Source organism: Arcobacter cryaerophilus gv. crypticus (assembly GCF_002993025.1).
GTDB lineage: Bacteria > Campylobacterota > Campylobacteria > Campylobacterales > Arcobacteraceae > Aliarcobacter > Aliarcobacter cryaerophilus_B.
This window is the reverse complement of the sequence record NZ_NXGI01000056.1, coordinates 1-17,774: the sequence shown is the minus strand read 5'-3', so window position 1 is coordinate 17,774 and position 17,774 is coordinate 1. Positions and strand designations below refer to the sequence as shown.

General features: G+C 29.4%; 16 protein-coding genes and 1 rRNA gene. 2 read left to right on the top strand and 15 right to left on the bottom strand.

The annotated features are described in order from the left end of the window. Nucleotides 1-2 precede the first annotated feature (2 nt). The 11 genes from glyQ to rpsL all read right to left on the bottom strand — a co-directional run bounded on the left by glyQ (nucleotide 3) and on the right by rpsL (nucleotide 12,768). Nucleotides 3-887 (bottom strand): glycine--tRNA ligase subunit alpha, encoded by an 885-nt coding sequence (gene glyQ / locus CJ670_RS09970; protein ID WP_105911663.1) that lies wholly within the window; start codon nucleotides 885-887, stop codon nucleotides 3-5. A gap of 2 nt (nucleotides 888-889) precedes the next feature. Further along, a complete protein-coding gene (locus CJ670_RS09965) occupies nucleotides 890-1,120 on the bottom strand; it encodes a glutaredoxin family protein (protein ID WP_105939845.1) in 231 nt (76 codons plus the stop codon). A gap of 2 nt (nucleotides 1,121-1,122) precedes the next feature. Then, nucleotides 1,123-1,617: a 5-(carboxyamino)imidazole ribonucleotide mutase gene (gene purE, locus CJ670_RS09960; RefSeq protein WP_105917859.1), complete on the bottom strand. Its 495-nt coding sequence runs from the start codon at nucleotides 1,615-1,617 to the stop codon at nucleotides 1,123-1,125. Nucleotides 1,618-1,656: 39 nt separating this feature from the next. After that, nucleotides 1,657-2,913, bottom strand: a complete 1,257-nt coding sequence (locus CJ670_RS09955; RefSeq protein ID WP_105939844.1) for a glycosyltransferase family 9 protein — start codon at nucleotides 2,911-2,913, stop codon at nucleotides 1,657-1,659. A 1-nt stretch (nucleotide 2,914) separates the two neighbouring features. Next, nucleotides 2,915-4,204, bottom strand: coding sequence for a peptidase U32 family protein (locus tag CJ670_RS09950; RefSeq protein ID WP_105939843.1), 1,290 nt, complete (start codon nucleotides 4,202-4,204; stop codon nucleotides 2,915-2,917). Nucleotides 4,205-4,319: 115 nt separating this feature from the next. Next, nucleotides 4,320-7,193, bottom strand: coding sequence for a methyl-accepting chemotaxis protein (locus CJ670_RS09945; RefSeq protein WP_105939842.1), 2,874 nt, complete (start codon nucleotides 7,191-7,193; stop codon nucleotides 4,320-4,322). Nucleotides 7,194-7,256: 63 nt separating this feature from the next. Then, nucleotides 7,257-8,789, bottom strand: a complete 1,533-nt coding sequence (locus tag CJ670_RS09940; RefSeq protein ID WP_105939841.1) for an AAA family ATPase — start codon at nucleotides 8,787-8,789, stop codon at nucleotides 7,257-7,259. A 2-nt stretch (nucleotides 8,790-8,791) separates the two neighbouring features. After that, nucleotides 8,792-9,658: an NAD(+)/NADH kinase gene (locus CJ670_RS09935; RefSeq protein ID WP_105939945.1), complete on the bottom strand. Its 867-nt coding sequence runs from the start codon at nucleotides 9,656-9,658 to the stop codon at nucleotides 8,792-8,794. Between the two features lie 126 nt (nucleotides 9,659-9,784). Continuing rightward, nucleotides 9,785-11,893 (bottom strand): elongation factor G, encoded by a 2,109-nt coding sequence (gene fusA / locus CJ670_RS09930; protein WP_105911656.1) that lies wholly within the window; start codon nucleotides 11,891-11,893, stop codon nucleotides 9,785-9,787. A gap of 11 nt (nucleotides 11,894-11,904) precedes the next feature. Continuing rightward, nucleotides 11,905-12,372: a 30S ribosomal protein S7 gene (gene rpsG, locus CJ670_RS09925; protein WP_105911655.1), complete on the bottom strand. Its 468-nt coding sequence runs from the start codon at nucleotides 12,370-12,372 to the stop codon at nucleotides 11,905-11,907. Between the two features lie 15 nt (nucleotides 12,373-12,387). Next, nucleotides 12,388-12,768 (bottom strand): 30S ribosomal protein S12, encoded by a 381-nt coding sequence (gene rpsL / locus CJ670_RS09920; protein ID WP_105939840.1) that lies wholly within the window; start codon nucleotides 12,766-12,768, stop codon nucleotides 12,388-12,390. Nucleotides 12,769-12,979: 211 nt separating this feature from the next. Between rpsL and CJ670_RS09915 the strand changes: the two genes are divergently transcribed. Together CJ670_RS09915 and CJ670_RS09910 are read left to right on the top strand one after the other, a co-directional pair. Next, nucleotides 12,980-13,744, top strand: a complete 765-nt coding sequence (locus CJ670_RS09915; protein ID WP_105939839.1) for an alpha/beta fold hydrolase — start codon at nucleotides 12,980-12,982, stop codon at nucleotides 13,742-13,744. Then, nucleotides 13,741-14,895, top strand: a complete 1,155-nt coding sequence (locus CJ670_RS09910) for an MFS transporter (protein WP_105939838.1) — start codon at nucleotides 13,741-13,743, stop codon at nucleotides 14,893-14,895. The genes CJ670_RS09915 and CJ670_RS09910 overlap by 4 nt, the downstream gene beginning before the upstream one ends. A 31-nt stretch (nucleotides 14,896-14,926) precedes the next feature. Here CJ670_RS09910 and CJ670_RS09905 read toward each other — a convergent pair whose 3' ends face one another. From CJ670_RS09905 to rrf, 4 genes are all read right to left on the bottom strand, one after another. Then, nucleotides 14,927-15,667: an AMIN domain-containing protein gene (locus tag CJ670_RS09905; RefSeq protein WP_105911651.1), complete on the bottom strand. Its 741-nt coding sequence runs from the start codon at nucleotides 15,665-15,667 to the stop codon at nucleotides 14,927-14,929. Continuing rightward, nucleotides 15,664-15,906 carry an FtsB family cell division protein gene (locus CJ670_RS09900; RefSeq protein ID WP_105926213.1) on the bottom strand — a complete coding sequence of 81 codons (243 nt, stop codon included), beginning with the start codon at nucleotides 15,904-15,906 and terminating at the stop codon, nucleotides 15,664-15,666. The genes CJ670_RS09905 and CJ670_RS09900 overlap by 4 nt, the downstream gene beginning before the upstream one ends. Continuing rightward, nucleotides 15,906-17,183, bottom strand: coding sequence for a phosphopyruvate hydratase (gene eno / locus CJ670_RS09895; RefSeq protein WP_105939837.1), 1,278 nt, complete (start codon nucleotides 17,181-17,183; stop codon nucleotides 15,906-15,908). Before eno ends, CJ670_RS09900 begins: the two co-directional genes overlap by 1 nt. Before the next feature lie 243 nt (nucleotides 17,184-17,426). Continuing rightward, nucleotides 17,427-17,542, bottom strand: a 5S ribosomal RNA gene (rrf, locus tag CJ670_RS09890). Between the last annotated feature and the right edge of the window lie 232 nt (nucleotides 17,543-17,774).

The window sequence follows — 17,774 nt, the reverse complement described above, 5'->3', positions numbered from 1 at the left end:
TTTTATGCTCTTCCAACTCTTTTTAATCTATCATTTTCTTGCTCTTTATACATAACAGCACATGCTTGTGAAAGTTCTCGCACTTTTAAAATATAGTTTTGTCTTTCAGTTACACTTATTGCTTTTCTTGCATCTAAAGTATTAAATGCATGACTTGCTATCATACATTGATCATATGCAGGAAGTGGAAGTTGTGCTTCCAAACAAGCTTTACACTCATTAAACGCTTCTTCAAAATCTCTAAATAGTTTTGTTGTATTTGCTACTTCAAAATTATATTTTGAAAACTGATATTCACCTTCTTTGTGAACATCTGCATAAGTTGTAATTCCGTGTTTATTTTCATTCCAAACAATATCAAAAACTGAATCAACTCCTTGAAGATACATTGCAAGTCTTTCTGTTCCATATGTTATTTCAACAGCAACTGGATCACAAGGAAGTCCTCCAACTTGTTGGAAATATGTAAATTGAGTAACTTCCATTCCATCAAGCCAAACTTCCCATCCAAGTCCCCAAGCTCCTAAAGTTGGTGATTCCCAGTTATCTTCTACAAATCTAACATCGTGACGGCTTAAATCAAGACCTAAATATTCTAATGATTTTAAATATAAATCTTGAATATTTTCTAAGCTTGGTTTTATTAAAACTTGAAACTGATAATATGAACCTAATCTATTTGGATTCTCTCCATATCTTCCATCTGTTGGTCTTCTTGATGGTGCAACATAAGCAACACTCCAAGGAGTTGAATCAAGACTTCTAAGCAAAGTTGCTGGATGAAAAGTTCCAGCGCCTGCTGGTATATCGTAAGGTTGAACAATATTGCAACCCTCATTTGCCCAGAACTCTTGAAGCTTTAATAACATTTGTGAAAAAGTAAGCATCTTTATTTTATTCCTAACTCTTTATTTAATTTATCTTTGTCAAAACCGCATATCCAAACATCTCCAACTAAAAAAACTGGAGCACCTTTGCATCTTTTTTGACAATCATATAAGGCTTTTTTATTTTTTGTTAAGTCTATTTGATTAAATTTCAGTTTTCGACTTTTTAAGTAGCTAATAGCCTCTTGGCACCATTTACAGTTTGGTAAAGTAAATAGTGCAATTGGCTTCAATATTATAAAATCACTTCAATATCTTTTGAATCAGTCTCAACAGCTTTTGCTTTTACAATTCTATCTTCTTTTAGTTTTATTGCTAAATCTTTATCACTAATTGCTAAAATCTGCATTGCTAAATAAGCAGCATTAATTGCACCTGCTTTTCCAAGAGCAACTGTAGCAACTGGCATACCAGCAGGCATTTGAACAGTTGAAAGCATAGCATCCATACCATCCATTGCACCACCTTTCATAGGAACTCCAATAATTGGTTTTGTTGTAGTAGCTGCTAATGCACCAGCTAAATGAGCTGCCATTCCAGCTGCTGCAATAAATGCAATAGCACCTTTTTCTTCAGCTTCTTTTACATACTCTTTTGTTCTTTCAGGACTTCTGTGAGCTGAAGAGATAATTAACTCATATTTTACTTTGAATTGCTCAAAAGTATCTGCACAGTTTTTCATAATTTCATAATCTGACTTACTACCCATAATGATTGATACAAATTTCATTTTTATTCCTATTTATTTATTTTTAAAAGTCTGATTATATCAAAAACTTTCTAAGACTTTTACTATTCTTTCTATCTTAAGTTTTTTCCACTCTTCAAATTTATTTATAGTCAAACTATCATTCTCATATATAAATTTTGATAGATTTTTTGAGCTATCTTTTACAAAAATTGTTTTTGTGCATTTATAATATTTTAGCTGCTCTTCATACTCTTTAAATGTTGCTATACAAAGTGTTGGTATCATAAAACAATCTGCTATATGAAGTGCTGATGTGTAAGCAGTAATTAGCTTATCACTAGATGAAACTATATATATAAAATCTTCAATAGATTTTGAATAAGACGATAAATCCAAAAAGTTATCTGCTTTTATTTTATTATCAATTAAAAGAGTTGAAACGATTGTATAATCGTCTAACTTGTCTATCAAATTTTTTAAAATCTCAATAGCAAAGTTTTGAGGAATAGATTTATTTATATTTGCACTATAAGGATGAAAAAGTAAAAGTTTTCCTCTTTGTTTACGCTCTTGTATCTTTTGTTTTAAACCTTTTGTTAGTTCAAAATGCTCTGTTTTTAGCTGTGAGAATTTTTCTAAATCTGATATTTTTTTATAATCAATCCCAAACTTAAAAAGCCAAGCATCTACTGGATTTATATCTAATATTTTTGTAATATCGATACTATTATCAACAAAATAATCATATTCACAAATAGTTTTGCTATTTATTGCCAATGGCAAAATCTCACTTATATAATCTTGAGTTGAATATATACTTTTGTCTCTATTATAATAACTATTGTTTGAAGCTTTTATATATACATCAAGTTTTACAACTTTGTATATCTCTTTTAATTTATTATAAAAAATTCTAAGTGCCGCCATTCCACTTATCATTTGACTAATACTACTTCCCAAACTTCCAATAATAGCAACTTTTATACTAGTTTTATGAAAACTTTTTAGTTGATTTAAAAAATTCTGCTCTTTTAACTCCAAAAATTTTAAATCTTTAAGCTCCAATCTCTCTATACTTTCATTTTCAATAATTACTCCCAACTGAGTAGGAAATGATGGATTTTTTAGTACACTTTGTTCGTTTATAATTTTTGCATTATATTTACTTTTATCAACTTTTGCAAAGATATCTCTTAAGTCATTAAAATCATCATAAGTTGTAAGATATATTGTCTCATTCTCTATTCCAATAGGTGCTTTAAACCTATTGTACTTTAAGATTGTTCCATCTGTTATTTTAATATTAATGCTATTTGTGGCTCTAAAAAAAATCATTTTATTCTATATTTTCAGCAATATTTTCTACTCTAAACATTGTAAGGTATGGTAGTTTACAAGGAAGTTGTATTTTATTTACATTTCCACTATGAACACTTTCAAGCTCTTTGTTTGTATCTGTTAAAATCTTTTTAAAATTTATATAGTATAAACCATTTTCTTTTTTAAAAACTTTACCTATTTCATTTTCACAAGTATCCAAAACTGTGTTGTGAGGAGTAAATATCTCTATATCTTCATTTGGATAGACTTTATATTTACACAAAAAGTGCTGTTCATCTTCTGTTACAAGTCCAGTTACTTCAAATGAGCCTTTGCTTAAAGCATAATCGTGATTTTGAGAATCTGTTTTCTCAAAAGGTCTATGAATTAAATATGCATCCGTAAATCCTCTATTTTTTGTAGTATATAACTCTTTTTGATATTTTGCTGGTTCAAATTTACCATCATAATAGTCATCAATAGCTTCTCTATATGCTTTTGCTGTAACAGCTGCATAGTATGGAGATTTTGTTCTTCCTTCTATTTTTAAACTATCCACAGCTCCACTATCAAGGATCTCTTGTATGTGAGAAGCCAAATTCATATCTTTTGAGTTAAATATATAAGTTCCAACTCCTGGTTCTTCTTCTAGCCTAAAAAGACTTCCATGCTCATCATTTCCAGCATAAAGTGTATATTCAAATCTACAATCATTTGCACAACTTCCACGATTAGGAACTCTTCCCATTTGAACAGCACTAATTAAGCATCTACCACTATAGGCAAAACACATAGAACCATGAACAAAAATCTCGATTTCCATATCTGGAAGATGTTTTTTTATCTCCATCACATCTTTTAGTGAAATTTCTCTTGCAACAACTATTCTTTTAACTCCCATATCCCAAAAAACTTGAGCATCAAGATAGTTTAAAACATTTGCTTGAGTTGATAGATGAATCTCTATCTCAGGAGCGATTTGCCTACAAAGTCTTACAACTCCAGGAGCTGCAACAATAAAAGCATCAGGTTTTAACTCTGCCATTTTTTTAATATGTGTTTTTAAAAGTTCAATTTGAGAGTTAAATGGGAATCCATTAATTGTAGCATATACTTTTTTGCCTCGCTCATGAGCATAATCTATTGCTTCTTTAAAAGTTTCATACGTGAACTCTTTACTAGCTCTTATTCTTAAACTAAAATGACTAACTCCACCATAAACCGCATCTGCTCCATATTTTATAGCTATTTTTAATTTTTCTAAATTTCCAGCAGGTGAGAGTAACTCAACTTTTTGCTTACTCATAAAATTCCTTTGATTGTTTTTAATAAATTTTTTTGATTAAAATTAAGTTAAGATTATATCTATTTTTTAATAAATATTTAGATTTGAAGAATTATTTAAAGTAAAGCAAGAGAGCCTAAAAGCTCTTCCACTCATCATCTTTATCAGATGATTTAAACTCTTTTTTGATTACAGTTTGACTGATTTCCTTAGGCTTAAATTCATTTTTACTTGGCAATGTTTGTAATTCATTAATATTTTTTTCACTTGCAGTTTCTATATTATCAATCTTTACTTGATCTAAAGATTTAAATACTTCAATAGTTGAAATATCTAATTGCTCTGATAATTTTTTTAGTAAATCTCTGCTTGGTTCATCTTTACAATCTTCATTTATATAGTTTTGTACACTGTTATGAACTATTTCATGATGCTCTTTTAGATGCTTCCAGCTTTGATTTTTTGTAAAATTAATACCTTTTTGTTCTTGTTCACTAATCCATTTTCCTAAATCACAATCAGTTGGCTTAGTAACATTCCAAGGAGTTTTACTTTGTCCTATTTTATCAAAATTTACAAGCTTAAATTTAATATGGTCATTTTTAAGTTTTGAAACTTTAAATACTAAATCTATATCTTCTATAATTTTTGGTTCTACTTGTTTAAACTTAGCACGGTCTGCAATTTTTAGAAGATTACTTGATAAACTTGAAGCTTCTGTTGCAAGATTACTGATTATTCTAGAAGAGTTAGCATTTACTTGAGTAACACTATCTAAGACATTTATTGTGTCATTTATTTGTAAAATCCCAACTTCTTCCTCTTTACTTCCTTTTGAAACATCTTCAATTAAAGTGATTGTCTCATTTATCTTTTTATTTAAATCTGTATAGCCATCTTTCATACTATTTGCTATACTTTTCCCTTCATTTGCTTTTGATGTAGCATTTTGAACTATATTTTTTATCTCTTTAGCTGCTTCTGCACTTCTACTTGCCAAATTCCTAACCTCTTGAGCAACAACTGCAAATCCTTTTCCAGCTTCTCCTGCAGTTGCAGCTTCAACTGCAGCATTAAGTGAAAGAATATTTGTTTGGAATGCTATTTGGTCAATTACTTCAATAGCTTCATTTATAGAACTAACCTCTTTATTTATCTCATCCATTGCCTGATTTGTTTTACTTGCTAGCGTTTCACCTTCTTTTGAAGATTTTTGAAGATCCAAAGCTAAAACTGACATTTGAGATGTTTTTTGAACGCTTTGTTTTATAATTCCAGTTATTTGCTCAACGGCTGCTGCTGTTTGTTCTAGTGATGATGCTTGTTCATTTGCTGAAGCTGATAACTCTTTTGCAGATTTAGATAAAACTGCCGTATCGTTATTTAACTTTGTACCAGTTGCTACTATCATTGATAAAAACTCTGAAACTGTATGACCTATTAGTTGAGTACTAGTTGCTAGAGATGACATAACTCCATTTACTTTTGTTGTATCAATTTTTGAATCAAGTCCTTTGAAATTTGAATTTCCATACTCTATTAAAGTATTATTTAAACTCACCAAGTTTTCATTTGTTCTTTCAATCATATGATTAATTGAATCTCTTAATCTTTGAATTTGTGGACTTGAAGATGTTTTTTCAATCTTGTAAACATAAAACCCTTGTGCAATTTTATCTATTACTTCATCAACATTTTCTATAACTTTGCCATCTTCAATATAGCCTTTTTTAAGTTTAGAAATATATTGATTAAAACTATCAACAATTTTTCCTATCTCATCATCTGATTTTTTATTTATTCTATCTGCTTGTTCATTTCCACTTGCTATATCTTTTATAGCAATATCAAGCTCATCAAGTGGTCTTATGATAGCTTTATTTACAAAATAGTTATAAATTAAAATTGCTATTATTACTGAAATAAAAGAAAACAGTGCAATACTTGCTATTATAGTTGCTATTTTTTCATTTGTATTCTCTTTCATCAATGCAACTTCTGCCTCAATATCATCAACATAAGCACCTGTTCCTATTATCCAATCCCAAGGTTCAAACCTTTGAACATAAGAGAACTTCTCTTTAGGATCATTTTTCTTATCAGGTTTATCCCAATAATATTTTACAAGTCCACCCTCTTTTTTCTCATTTGTAACTCTTGCCATCTCTATAAATAATTTTGTTCCATAAGGATCAGCATAATTACTTAAATCTGTTCCATTTAATTTACTATTTGTAGGGTGATTAATCATTTTAGGGTGTGAGTCGTTTATCCAAAAATAGTCATTATTAGCATATCTCATCTCTGAAATAGTTTTTAAAGCTTCTGCTTGAATTTTAGCTGTTGCATTTTCAACATACTCACCTGTTCCAATAACCCAGTTATATGGAGTAAATAATTTTACAAAAGAGACTTTAAGTTGTGGTTTATCAAATCCAGGTTTTGGCCAAACATAATCAATAAATCCCTCTTTATCTTTTTTTGCAATATCTGCAAACTCTTTGAATATTTGTTTACCATTTGGGTCTTTATATTCGTGCATATCTTTGTTATTTAATTTAGGATTTATTGGGTGAATTAAAACAACTGCATCTAAATCATTTATCCAAAAATAACCAGTCTTACTATATCTAGTAGCATTTACAATATCTTTTAATCGTTCTTGTAAAGCATCCTTAGATAAAATATTTTTATTTTTTTCGTACTCAGCTTCTAAAATAGAAAAAAGAAACATAGTTTGCTTTTGAAGCTCTTCTTCCACTTCAATCTTAACTTTTTCCACAGAAGTTCTTTGATGGTAAGCTTCAACTGTTTTCATAGCTAGTGAAACATAATTTTTAAGCTCTTCTTCTTTTTTTGCATAAGCTTCTTCTTTATATTTCTCTATTGTTTCACTTGAGAAAGATTTAAGTGAATAGATTGAGTCAATAGCTATAATTATTGATATTAAGACAATTGTCGCAATTGATAATATTAATAATTTTGCTTTTATTGATATACTTTTTGACATTTTATAGCTCCAATGCAATTAAATGCCATTATTGTATCATTATTTTAAAAAAATATATTTTTTTTATACCTTTAATAAATTTTTTACAAAATCTAAAGCCTCATTTGTAACATTTTCTCCACTTATCATTCTTGCTAGCTCTTTTGCTCTTTGAGCATTATCTAAAATAGTAACAATTGAATTATTCTCTATCTTTTCTACTAAAAAGTGCTGATTTGCCTGCGATGCTAACTGTATTTGATGAGAAATTGCAAAAATTTGATAATTTTTACTTAGTTTAATTAGAACTTTCGATATTGCATCACTCTCTTTTCCGCTTAAATTTGCATCTATCTCATCCAAAAAAAGTACTCCATTGTCTGCTATATCAAACTCACTAATTGAACTTAAAAGAGCAAGTCTTAATCGATTATACTCACCTGAGCTAATAGTTGATATTGCAACACCATTTAGTTTAAACTCTACAAAATCAATACCACTAGAATCTAGTTTTTTCTTTGTTAGAGTTATTTTTGCACTATTTAAATATAAAAAATCTAAATAATAGTTAACACTTTTTTCTAAACTTTCTACACTTTTTTGACGATAAGTTGATATTTCATCTGCTAAATTTAAAATTATCTCATTTAGCTGATTATAATTTTGTTCCAATTCATCTTTTTCATAACTTATATTATTGTACTTTTCAAGCTCTTTTTGTTTTTGTTCTTTGTATTCTAAACACTCTTTTATACTACCAAATCTCTTTATAAGTGAAGATATTTTCTCTATTCTATTTAAAGTTTCTTCAATATTTGTATCTTCAAGTTCACTAAGTGTATCATTTGCTTTTTCTAAAATATTTGTAAATTCATTTATCGCTTCATCAAAAAAACTTGAATCAACTTCCAAAAGCTCAAGTAACTCATTAACTGATCTTACATTTTCAAAAATAATTGATGCTTTTTGACTAGCAACTTCTATTTTTTCTTTTTTTGCTAAAGATTTTTTTAGACTATTTAACTCTTCATACTCATTTTCTTTTGGATTAATCTCTTCTATTTTTGCTATTTCAAATTTTGCAAACTCTTTTAAATCTTCAAGATTTTTTTCATCCTCTTTTATTTTTGATAACCTTTTTTCAATATTTATAAATTCTTTATACTTATTATCAAAATCTATTTTGATATTTTTAAATTCTTTAAAATTTTTATTTGCATATCTATCTAAAAATTCAATCAAAGTTTCACTTTTAAAATCACTTGTATCTCTAAGACTCAAATATTTTATTAAATTATTTGATATTTCACTCAAAGTTTTTTTTGATAAAGATTGACTATTCAAAAAGTATCTTGCTTTCTCTTTTTTAAGACATTTTATTACAATATCCTCTTCAAAATTTATATCAAACTCTTCATTTTTAACTCTTGAATTATTTAAATTAACCTCTACAATTTCAGATTTTACATCTTCAAGACCAAAAGAAGCTAGTATCTCTCTCATTAATATTGATTTTCCAGCTCCACTTGGACCTGTAAAAATATTTAATCCGCTATTAAACTCTAAATCTACTTCTTTAAAAGATAGACAATTTTTTATATATAATCTAGTTATCACTTTTAGTTACCCCATCTTAGTTTTTCACTTAAAACTTTAAAAAAATCTCTACTACTTCTATGAAGCATTTTTGCTTTTTTAGATGCAATCTTTATTTTTATTATTTCATCTTTTTTTAAATCATATAACTCTTGACCATCAATTATAACAACCGCTCCACTATCTTGTGTAACTTTAAACTCTATTTCAAAATCAGCTGGTACAACTATTGGTCTTTGCGTGAGTGAATGCGGAGCTATTGGAGTTATTATAAAAGCTTCAGTTAATGGATAAACTATTGGTCCACCAACAGATAAATTATAAGCTGTTGAACCACTTGGTGTTGATAAAATTAAGCCATCACCAAAATATGTATTAAAAGCTTTTCCATCTATTTTAGCTTTAACTTCTAACATTGATGATAAATTTTTCCTAGAAATTACAATATCATTAAAAGCTATAAATTTTTTACTTTTAATTGAACCTTTTATTATCATTCTTTGATTAATTTTATAATTATTGTTCAATAAATCTTCAATAAACTGTGGAAGTTCATTCATATTTAAATCAGTTAAAAATCCTAAAGTTCCTAAATTAATACCCAAAACTGGTAACTCATATTTAAAAGCTCTTCTTACAACTCCCAAAAGAGTACCATCTCCACCAACACTTACCAAAAAATCAACTTTTAAACATAACTCTTCAAAACAAAATCCACTATCTTCTATCATTTTCGCAGATTGTTCTTCAAGAAAAATATTTATATTTCTCTTTTCAAATAAATCTTTTATTTTTAAATATACATCTTTTAATTCTGGACTATTTGGTTTTAAAATAATTCCAACATTTTCAATTTTTTTTAGTAATTTATAGCTTTTATCTAATCTCAATTTTAAATCTTTTGTTTTTAATTTTATATAAATAATTTGCAATTCTATTAAATTACTCATATAAAACAAATAAAAAAAGGGATATGCAAAAAGCACACCCCTCTTTTTAAGAAAATGTAAACTTAATTACCCATTTCTTTTTTTCATAATCTCTTCAGAAACATTTCTAGGAACTTCTTGATAAGCATCAAAAATCATAGAATATGTTGCTCTTCCTTGAGACATAGATCTTAAATCTGTAGAGTAACCGAACATTTCAGATAAAGGAATCATTGCAGTAACAAGTTTGATACCAGCTCTGTCATCCATAGACTGAACTTGTCCTCTTCTTTTGTTACAATCTCCAATAACATCTCCCATATAATCTTCAGGAGTTTCAATTTCAACTTTCATGATTGGCTCAAGTAAAATAGCACCCGCAGCTGCACTTCTACAACCTTGTTTGAATCCCATTGAAGCAGCTAATTTAAATGCCATCTCAGATGAATCCACTTCGTGGTAGCTTCCGTCATAAAGTGTAACTTCAATATCAACCATTGGATATCCAGCAAGAATTCCACCTTGCATTGCTTCGCTACATCCTTTTTCAACAGCAGGAACATACTCTTTTGGTACAACTCCACCTTTAATATCATTCTTAAATTTGAATGTAGGATCGCTTCCAGCAGGAAGAGGTTTAATCTCTAAGTAAACATGTCCATATTGACCTTTACCACCTGATTGTTTTGCATATTTGTACTCTTGCTTAACAGCATTTTTAATAGTCTCTCTATATGCAACTTGTGGAGCACCAACTTCAGCTTCAACTTTGAACTCTCTTTTCATTCTATCTACAAGAATTTCAAGGTGTAATTCACCCATTCCAGCGATAATAGTTTGTCCTGTTTCTTCATCAGTCCATACTCTAAATGATGGATCTTCTTCAGCTAATTTTCCTAAAGCAATTCCCATTTTTTCTTGGTCAGCTTTTGTTTTTGGCTCAACCGCAACACTAATAACTGGTTCTGGGAATTCCATTCTTTCTAGAATTACTGGATCTTTTTCACTAGCTAGTGTATCACCTGTAATTGTATCTTTAAGACCAACAACTGCACCAATTTCTCCAGCATAAAGTTCTTTAACTTCTTCTCTTGAATTCGCATGCATTTTAAGTAATCTTCCGATTCTCTCTTTTTTCATTTTTGTAGAGTTTAATACATAAGTTCCAGACTCTAGAACTCCTCTATAAACTCTTGCGAATGTTAATTGCCCAACAAATGGGTCAGTCATAATTTTAAATGCAAGAGCAGCTACTTCACCTTTATCAGTTGAAGGAACAATTACAGCTTCACCATCTTGAGTTTCACCTTTGATATCAGCAACTTCAGTTGGAGCTGGTAAATACATAGCAACAGCATCAAGAAGTGGTTGAATACCTTTATTTTTAAATGATGTTCCACAAACCATTGGAGTAATTTCCATTGCTAAACATCTTTTTTTAATTCCAGCTGTAATCTCTTCTTCAGTTAATTCAATACCTTCAAGATATTTTTCCATTAACTCTTCGCTTGCTTCAGAAGCAGCTTCAATTAGTTTTTCTCTATATTCAGCTGCCACATCTACTAAATCAGCAGGAATTTCTTCAACTTTATACATCTCTCCAACTTGAGCATCAAGAGTATAAGTATAAGCTTTCATTTTAACTAAATCAATCATTCCTCTAAATTGGTCTTCTGCACCAATTGGAATTTGAAGTGGTACTGGATTTGCTTTTAATCTATCTCTTACTTGACCCATAACATTCAAGAAATTTGCACCAGTTCTATCCATTTTATTTACATAAATAATTCTTGGAACTCCATACTTATTTGCTTGTCTCCAAACAGTTTCAGATTGTGGTTGAACTCCTCCAACTGAACAAAATACTGCAACAGCACCATCAAGAACTCTCATAGATCTCTCAACTTCAATAGTAAAGTCAACGTGACCTGGAGTGTCAATAATATTTATTTGTAATTGCTCATTTGTTTTTGGATGATTCCAAAAACAAGTTGTTGCAGCTGAAGTAATTGTAATACCTCTTTCTTGCTCTTGCTCCATCCAGTCCATTGTTGCTGCACCTTCATGAACTTCTCCAATTTTATGAGAAACTCCCGTATAGAATAAAATTCTTTCAGTACTTGTTGTTTTTCCTGCATCAATGTGTGCAGCAATACCAATATTTCTAACTCTATTTAAGGGTACTTTTCTTGCCATAATAATTTATCCTACCATCTGTAGTGTGCAAATGCTTTATTAGCCTCTGCCATTCTATGTACATCTTCTTTTTTCTTAAAAGATGATCCTCTTTCGTTTGCTGCTTCGAATAGCTCATTTGCTAATCTTTCAACCATTGTTCTTTCATTTCTTTTTCTTGAAGCATCAATTAACCATCTAAGAGCCAAAGTTTGTCTTCTTACAGTTCTTACTTCAACAGGAACTTGATATGTAGCTCCTCCAACTCTTCTTGATCTTACTTCTAAAAGTGGTTTAACATTTTCAACTGCTTTTTCAAACAAATCAAAACCTTTTTCTTCACCTCTTTTATCAAGGTTATCTATTGCACCATAAAGGATTTTTTCAGCAACAGATTTTTTACCATCTAGCATAATTGCATTAACAAATTTTGTGATCACCTTACTATTGTAGATAGGATCAGCCATTATCTCTCTAACTGGAGCTTTTCTTCTTCTCATTTTCTATCCTTCTACTTATTTTTTAGCTTTTGGTCTTTTTGTACCATATTTAGATCTAGATACAGTTCTGTTATTTACACCAGCTGAATCTAACGCACCTCTTACAATGTGGTATTTAACCCCAGGTAAATCTTTTACTCTTCCCCCTCTTACTAACACTATTGAGTGTTCTTGAAGGTTATGTCCTTCTCCACCGATATATGAAATAACTTCAAATCCAGTTGTTAATCTAACTTTTGCAACTTTTCTTAAAGCCGAGTTAGGTTTTTTTGGAGTAGTTGTATATACTCTTGTACATACTCCTCTTCTTTGTGGACATTTTTTAAGTGCTGGAGATTTTGATTTCTCAATCACTCTTTTTCGCTCTTTTCTTACAAGCTGTTGTATTGTAGGCATTTCTTTCCTTTATAATATTTGGTTTGAGTAGTTATAGCCCCACTCATGCTTCTCGTAATCTTCAAAATACTTTGAAGCGATACTACCATTCTAGGAAACTGTTGTAGTGTTTTCTAAAAAAGTTTTGCATTATACCTAAATGCTCTTAAATTTTTCTTTATTATATTATTATCCATTTTATACTAGAATTTTTTTTTAAAAGGTGAAAATAATGACAATATTAAACTACAAAAAACTTGGAAATGGTGAAAAAAAACTTATTTTCTTACATGAATTAATGGGAGATTGTACAAATTATGAAAATTGTTTAAACTATTTTGATAAAAATCTTTTTACAATTTTTATGGTTGATTTAAGAGGTTATGGCTTATCAAAAAATATTTTAGGAAAATATAATTTAGATGAAGCTATGAATGATGTGATAAATCTAATAACAAATTTGAAATTAACTGATTATATTTTAATAGCTCACTCTATGTCTTCAATGATAGCACAACATATAGCTTCAAAAGATAAAAGAGTTAAAAAACTCATTTTACTAACTCCAATATCGTATAAAGGAGTAAAAAGTACACAAAAAGCTAAAGAGAATTTACTAGCTCAAATGGAAAAAAACAGTGGAAAAATAGAAGATATTGTAGAACAATCTAGCCAAAGGTATAATCAAAATTGGAAAAATTATCGTATAAATTTAGCTTACAACTGTTCTATTTTAGAAGCTAAAATTGCTTATATGAGCATGTATTTAAATGTAGATTATGAAAACAATGTTCAAAAGCTTGAAATTGATATTCCTATAAAAATTATTACTGGGAAATATGATTTTCCAGTTTTCTCAAAAAATGAGGTAGTAAAATATTTTGAAGAGTTTAAAGATGTTGAAATTATAGAATTTGAAGAAGCAGGACACTATCCTATGATTGAATGTCCAGTGCTTTTTGCTTCAAAAATTGAATTTTGGGTAAAAAATCTATGACAAAACAAATATTTCCTCTTGCCTTAGGTGGTTTAGCTATTGGGACAACTGAATTTATTATTATGGGGCTTTTACCAGATGTCGCAAAAGATTTAGGAGTTTCTATTCCAATTGCTGGACATTTAATATCTGCTTATGCTTTGGGTGTTGTAGTTGGAGCTCCAATTTTAGTAGCTTTAAGTTCAAAATTTCCACCAAAAAATATTTTAATAGTTTATATGATTTTATTTACTGTATTTAATGCTTTATCTATAATTGCTCCTGATTACAATACTCTTTTAATGTCAAGATTTCTAGCAGGTCTTCCTCATGGTGCTTTTTTTGGAGTTGGAACAATTGTTGCGATAAAGTTATCAAAAAAAGGAAAAGAAGCACAAGCGGTATCTTCTATGTTTACAGGGCTTACACTAGCAATTTTATTATTGGTACCACTTTTAACATACATAGGACATAACACAAGCTACAAATGGGCTTTTTTAATTGTTTCTTTTTTGGGTATCTTTACTATTTTAGCTTTACTTAAATTTATGCCTAAACTAAAATCGCTTAAAACTGTAACTTTAAAAGAAGAACTTGAGTTTTTTCTTACTTTTAAAGCTTGGCATATTATTTTAATAGTTGCTGTTGGATTTGGAGGACTTTTTGCTTGGTTTAGTTATATTGCACCTCTTTTAATTAATGTTTCAAAGTTTTCACCTAACTCAATCTCCTATTTAATGCTTGTTGCTGGAGTTGGTATGGTTGTTGGAAATATTTTAGGTGGATATTTAGCAGATAAAAAAGACCCAATAAAAGTAGCTATATATCTTTTAAGTTTTATGGTAATTTTTTTAATATTGGTATTTTTCTTATCTGAAAATAAGATTTTATCTATTGTTTTAACTTTTATTTGTGGTGTTTTTGCTATGAGTGTGGGAACTCCAATAAATATGGTAATGGTTAAAAGTGCAAAAAACTCTGAAATGCTAGGAGCTGCTTTTATGCAAGCGGCTTTTAATGTAGCAAATTCTTTGGGAGCTTTATTTGGTGGAATTCCACTTTTATATGGATTAGGCTTTGAATATCCTGCCCTTGTTGGTGCTTTTATGGCATTTTTAGGTCTTTTACTATGTATGCTTTATTATACAAAATATTCAAAAGAGAAGTTGTAAACTTCTCTTTTTATAAATATAAATTAAAAAACTATTTTAATTTAATTACAATCTCTTGGTCTTTAACATCAACACTATACTTTGAAACTTTAGAACCAAGTTCAACGGCAACTCTATAATAACCACCTTTTTGATGATTTCCAACTGTGATATTTTTAAAATTATTTCCAGCCAAAAGCTCTTTTTTTGTATTAAAACTTACTTTTGCTTTATAGTCAAAGGCTAATTTATTCTCTTTGTCTATAGAAAACTTTTTAAACATTTTATGTTCACTTCGTATAATCAACTCATTATCACTACTTTCAATCTTTAAAAAAGGCAAAATATTTTTTTGTTTTAATGAATTTGCATTAGGATTTACAGTAGTACTCATTTTATCACTATCCACATCAGCTCTTGGTTTTACATAAATTACTTGCTCTGGCTCTTTTTTTACATTTGCAAGTTCTTTTTTAACAATCTCTTTAGTTTTTTGTTCATTTTGTTTATTTGCTTTTTGTACAATAGCTTCTAACTCTTTTTTAGTATAAGTTTTTTCTGGTGATTTTTGTGTATTAGTTTTAGGTGCAGGTGAAACTGGTTGACTTTGAGTATTCATTTGATTTTGTACTTTTTGAATATACTGTGCTTCTTGAATCTCTTCAACAGTTTTTGGAGTTTCATTTAACTCATACATTCTTCCTGTCTCTTCTTCGTATTTTGCAAATGGGTTATCTCTACCACTAAGCGTTACACAAAATATTATAGTTATTCCTAAAATTACTTTTTTCATTCTTCTGGCTCCAAATTTTTTAATTCAAAATACTCTTTTTGTAGATAAGCATTCTCTTTTTGTAATCTCGAAATTTCATCTTCTAAATACTCTTTTTTATGCTTCAAAGAGCTATAAACTTGTATTGAATTATCTCCAAAAAGAAGATTTACCCAATGATAAGCAAAATAAATAGTAGCTAACAGTGAAAAAATCACTATTAGCATAAATCCAAAAATATTACTTGTTTTATTAGACATTATTTTTTAGAAAAAGGCTCTTTTCCTAAATATTCACTATAACCAATTTCAGCACCAATTTCAAGAAGTCTGTTGTATTTTGCGATTCTATCACTTCTTGCTGTACTTCCTGTTTTTATTTGTCCACAATTTAAAGCAACAGCAAAATCAGCAATAAATGCATCTTCACTTTCACCTGATCTGTGTGACATTACACAATTGTAATTATTTCTTTGTGCAAGTCTTATTGTTTGCATAGTTTCACTAACTGAACCAATTTGGTTTGGTTTAATTAAAATAGAGTTTGCAATTCCTTTTTTAATACCTTCAGCTAAAATTGAAGCATTAGTAACAAATAAATCATCACCAACTAATTGAACTTTAGAACCTAACTTTTCAGTTAATATCTTCCATCCATCCCAGTCATCTTCACTTAAACCATCTTCAATTGAAACGATTGGATATTTTGAACATAAATCAGCATAATAAGATACAAGTTGTTCAGATGTAAGTTCTCTATTTTCAGATTTTAATACATACAAACCTTTTTCATTAATAAGCTCAGATGCTGCAACATCAAGTGCAATTGCAACTTGCTCACCTGCTTTATATCCAGCTTTTTCAATAGCTGTCATGATTACAGTTATTGGTTCTTCATTTGATTTTAAGTTTGGAGCAAATCCACCCTCATCACCAACAGCAGTACTTTCCCCCATAGAATCAATAACTTTTTTTAAGTGTTGATAAATTTCAGCAACAGCTCTTAATCCCTCATTGAAGTTTTCAAAACCAACAGGCATAATCATATACTCTTGGAAATCTACAGAGTTATTTGCATGTTCTCCACCATTTATGATATTAAACATAGGAACAGGCATAGTCATTGCATTTGCTCCACCTAAATATCTATATAATGGAATATTAAGTGATGCTGCTGCTGCTCTTGCAGTAGCCATTGATACACCTAGAACTGCATTTGCACCAAGATTTGAATAGTTACTTGTACCATCTAATTCTTTCATAATTGCATCTATCTCAGCTTGATTAAAAGGACTTTGACCTATTAGTTCATCAGCAATTCTTGTATTTACATTTTCTACTGCTTTTAAAACACCTTTTCCTAAAAATCTGCTATCAGCATCTCTTAACTCAAGTGCTTCTCTTTTACCAGTACTTGCTCCACTAGGAACTATTGCACTAGACTTTGTACCATCACTTAAAATAACTGTTGCTCTAACTGTTGGATTTCCTCTTGAATCCATAACTTCATCAGCATAAACATTATCAATAAATACCACTTGGGTCTCCTAGTTTTGAATATTTTAGGAATATTATATCTAAAAAGAATTTGGCTTTAGCTTTTATATATAAAATAATTAATAAAAAAATATAAGTCAGTAATTTAAACTAAAAAAGAGGAGCGAATAAAGAAAGAGATTGATATGTATGGGGAATAAAGCAATAAAAAAGCTTACCTTGACCTACTATTGTTTTTCTTAGTAAGACAAGATAAGCTCTTGGGGTAATTGTAAAACTCAATGAGCTGGCAGCGACCTACGTTTCCACAGGGGGACCCTGCAGTATTATCGGCGATGAAGTGCTTGACTACCAGGTTCGGGATGGGGCTGGGTATTTCCACTTCTCTTTAACCACCAGCAAATTTGAGTGATAAAAGCTTTAAAAAAACTCTTAACACTCAAATTGTGATTTGAGAAATTTAATGCTAAAGTCTTTAATAGCTTAAAAAGCTAATTTCATATTTGTATATCTATATATAATCAACACAAATTAAACATAATAAACATATGCTTAATAAGATAGTAAACCAAAGAATTTGTTAAAATAAGCCAAACGTTCTATTAGTACTGGTCAGCTAAAGGGCTTACACC

Coding starts and splice junctions, on each gene's coding strand:
- rpsL (WP_105939840.1), bottom strand. CDS start 12,768: ATGCCTACAATACAACAGCTTGTAAGAAAAGAGCGAAAAAGAGTGATT.
- CJ670_RS09905 (WP_105911651.1), bottom strand. CDS start 15,667: ATGAAAAAAGTAATTTTAGGAATAACTATAATATTTTGTGTAACGCTT.
- CJ670_RS09915 (WP_105939839.1), top strand. CDS start 12,980: ATGACAATATTAAACTACAAAAAACTTGGAAATGGTGAAAAAAAACTT.
- glyQ (WP_105911663.1), bottom strand. CDS start 887: ATGCTTACTTTTTCACAAATGTTATTAAAGCTTCAAGAGTTCTGGGCA.
- CJ670_RS09945 (WP_105939842.1), bottom strand. CDS start 7,193: ATGTCAAAAAGTATATCAATAAAAGCAAAATTATTAATATTATCAATT.
- CJ670_RS09900 (WP_105926213.1), bottom strand. CDS start 15,906: ATGTCTAATAAAACAAGTAATATTTTTGGATTTATGCTAATAGTGATT.
- fusA (WP_105911656.1), bottom strand. CDS start 11,893: ATGGCAAGAAAAGTACCCTTAAATAGAGTTAGAAATATTGGTATTGCT.
- CJ670_RS09910 (WP_105939838.1), top strand. CDS start 13,741: ATGACAAAACAAATATTTCCTCTTGCCTTAGGTGGTTTAGCTATTGGG.
- CJ670_RS09955 (WP_105939844.1), bottom strand. CDS start 2,913: ATGATTTTTTTTAGAGCCACAAATAGCATTAATATTAAAATAACAGAT.
- purE (WP_105917859.1), bottom strand. CDS start 1,617: ATGAAATTTGTATCAATCATTATGGGTAGTAAGTCAGATTATGAAATT.
- CJ670_RS09950 (WP_105939843.1), bottom strand. CDS start 4,204: ATGAGTAAGCAAAAAGTTGAGTTACTCTCACCTGCTGGAAATTTAGAA.
- rpsG (WP_105911655.1), bottom strand. CDS start 12,372: ATGAGAAGAAGAAAAGCTCCAGTTAGAGAGATAATGGCTGATCCTATC.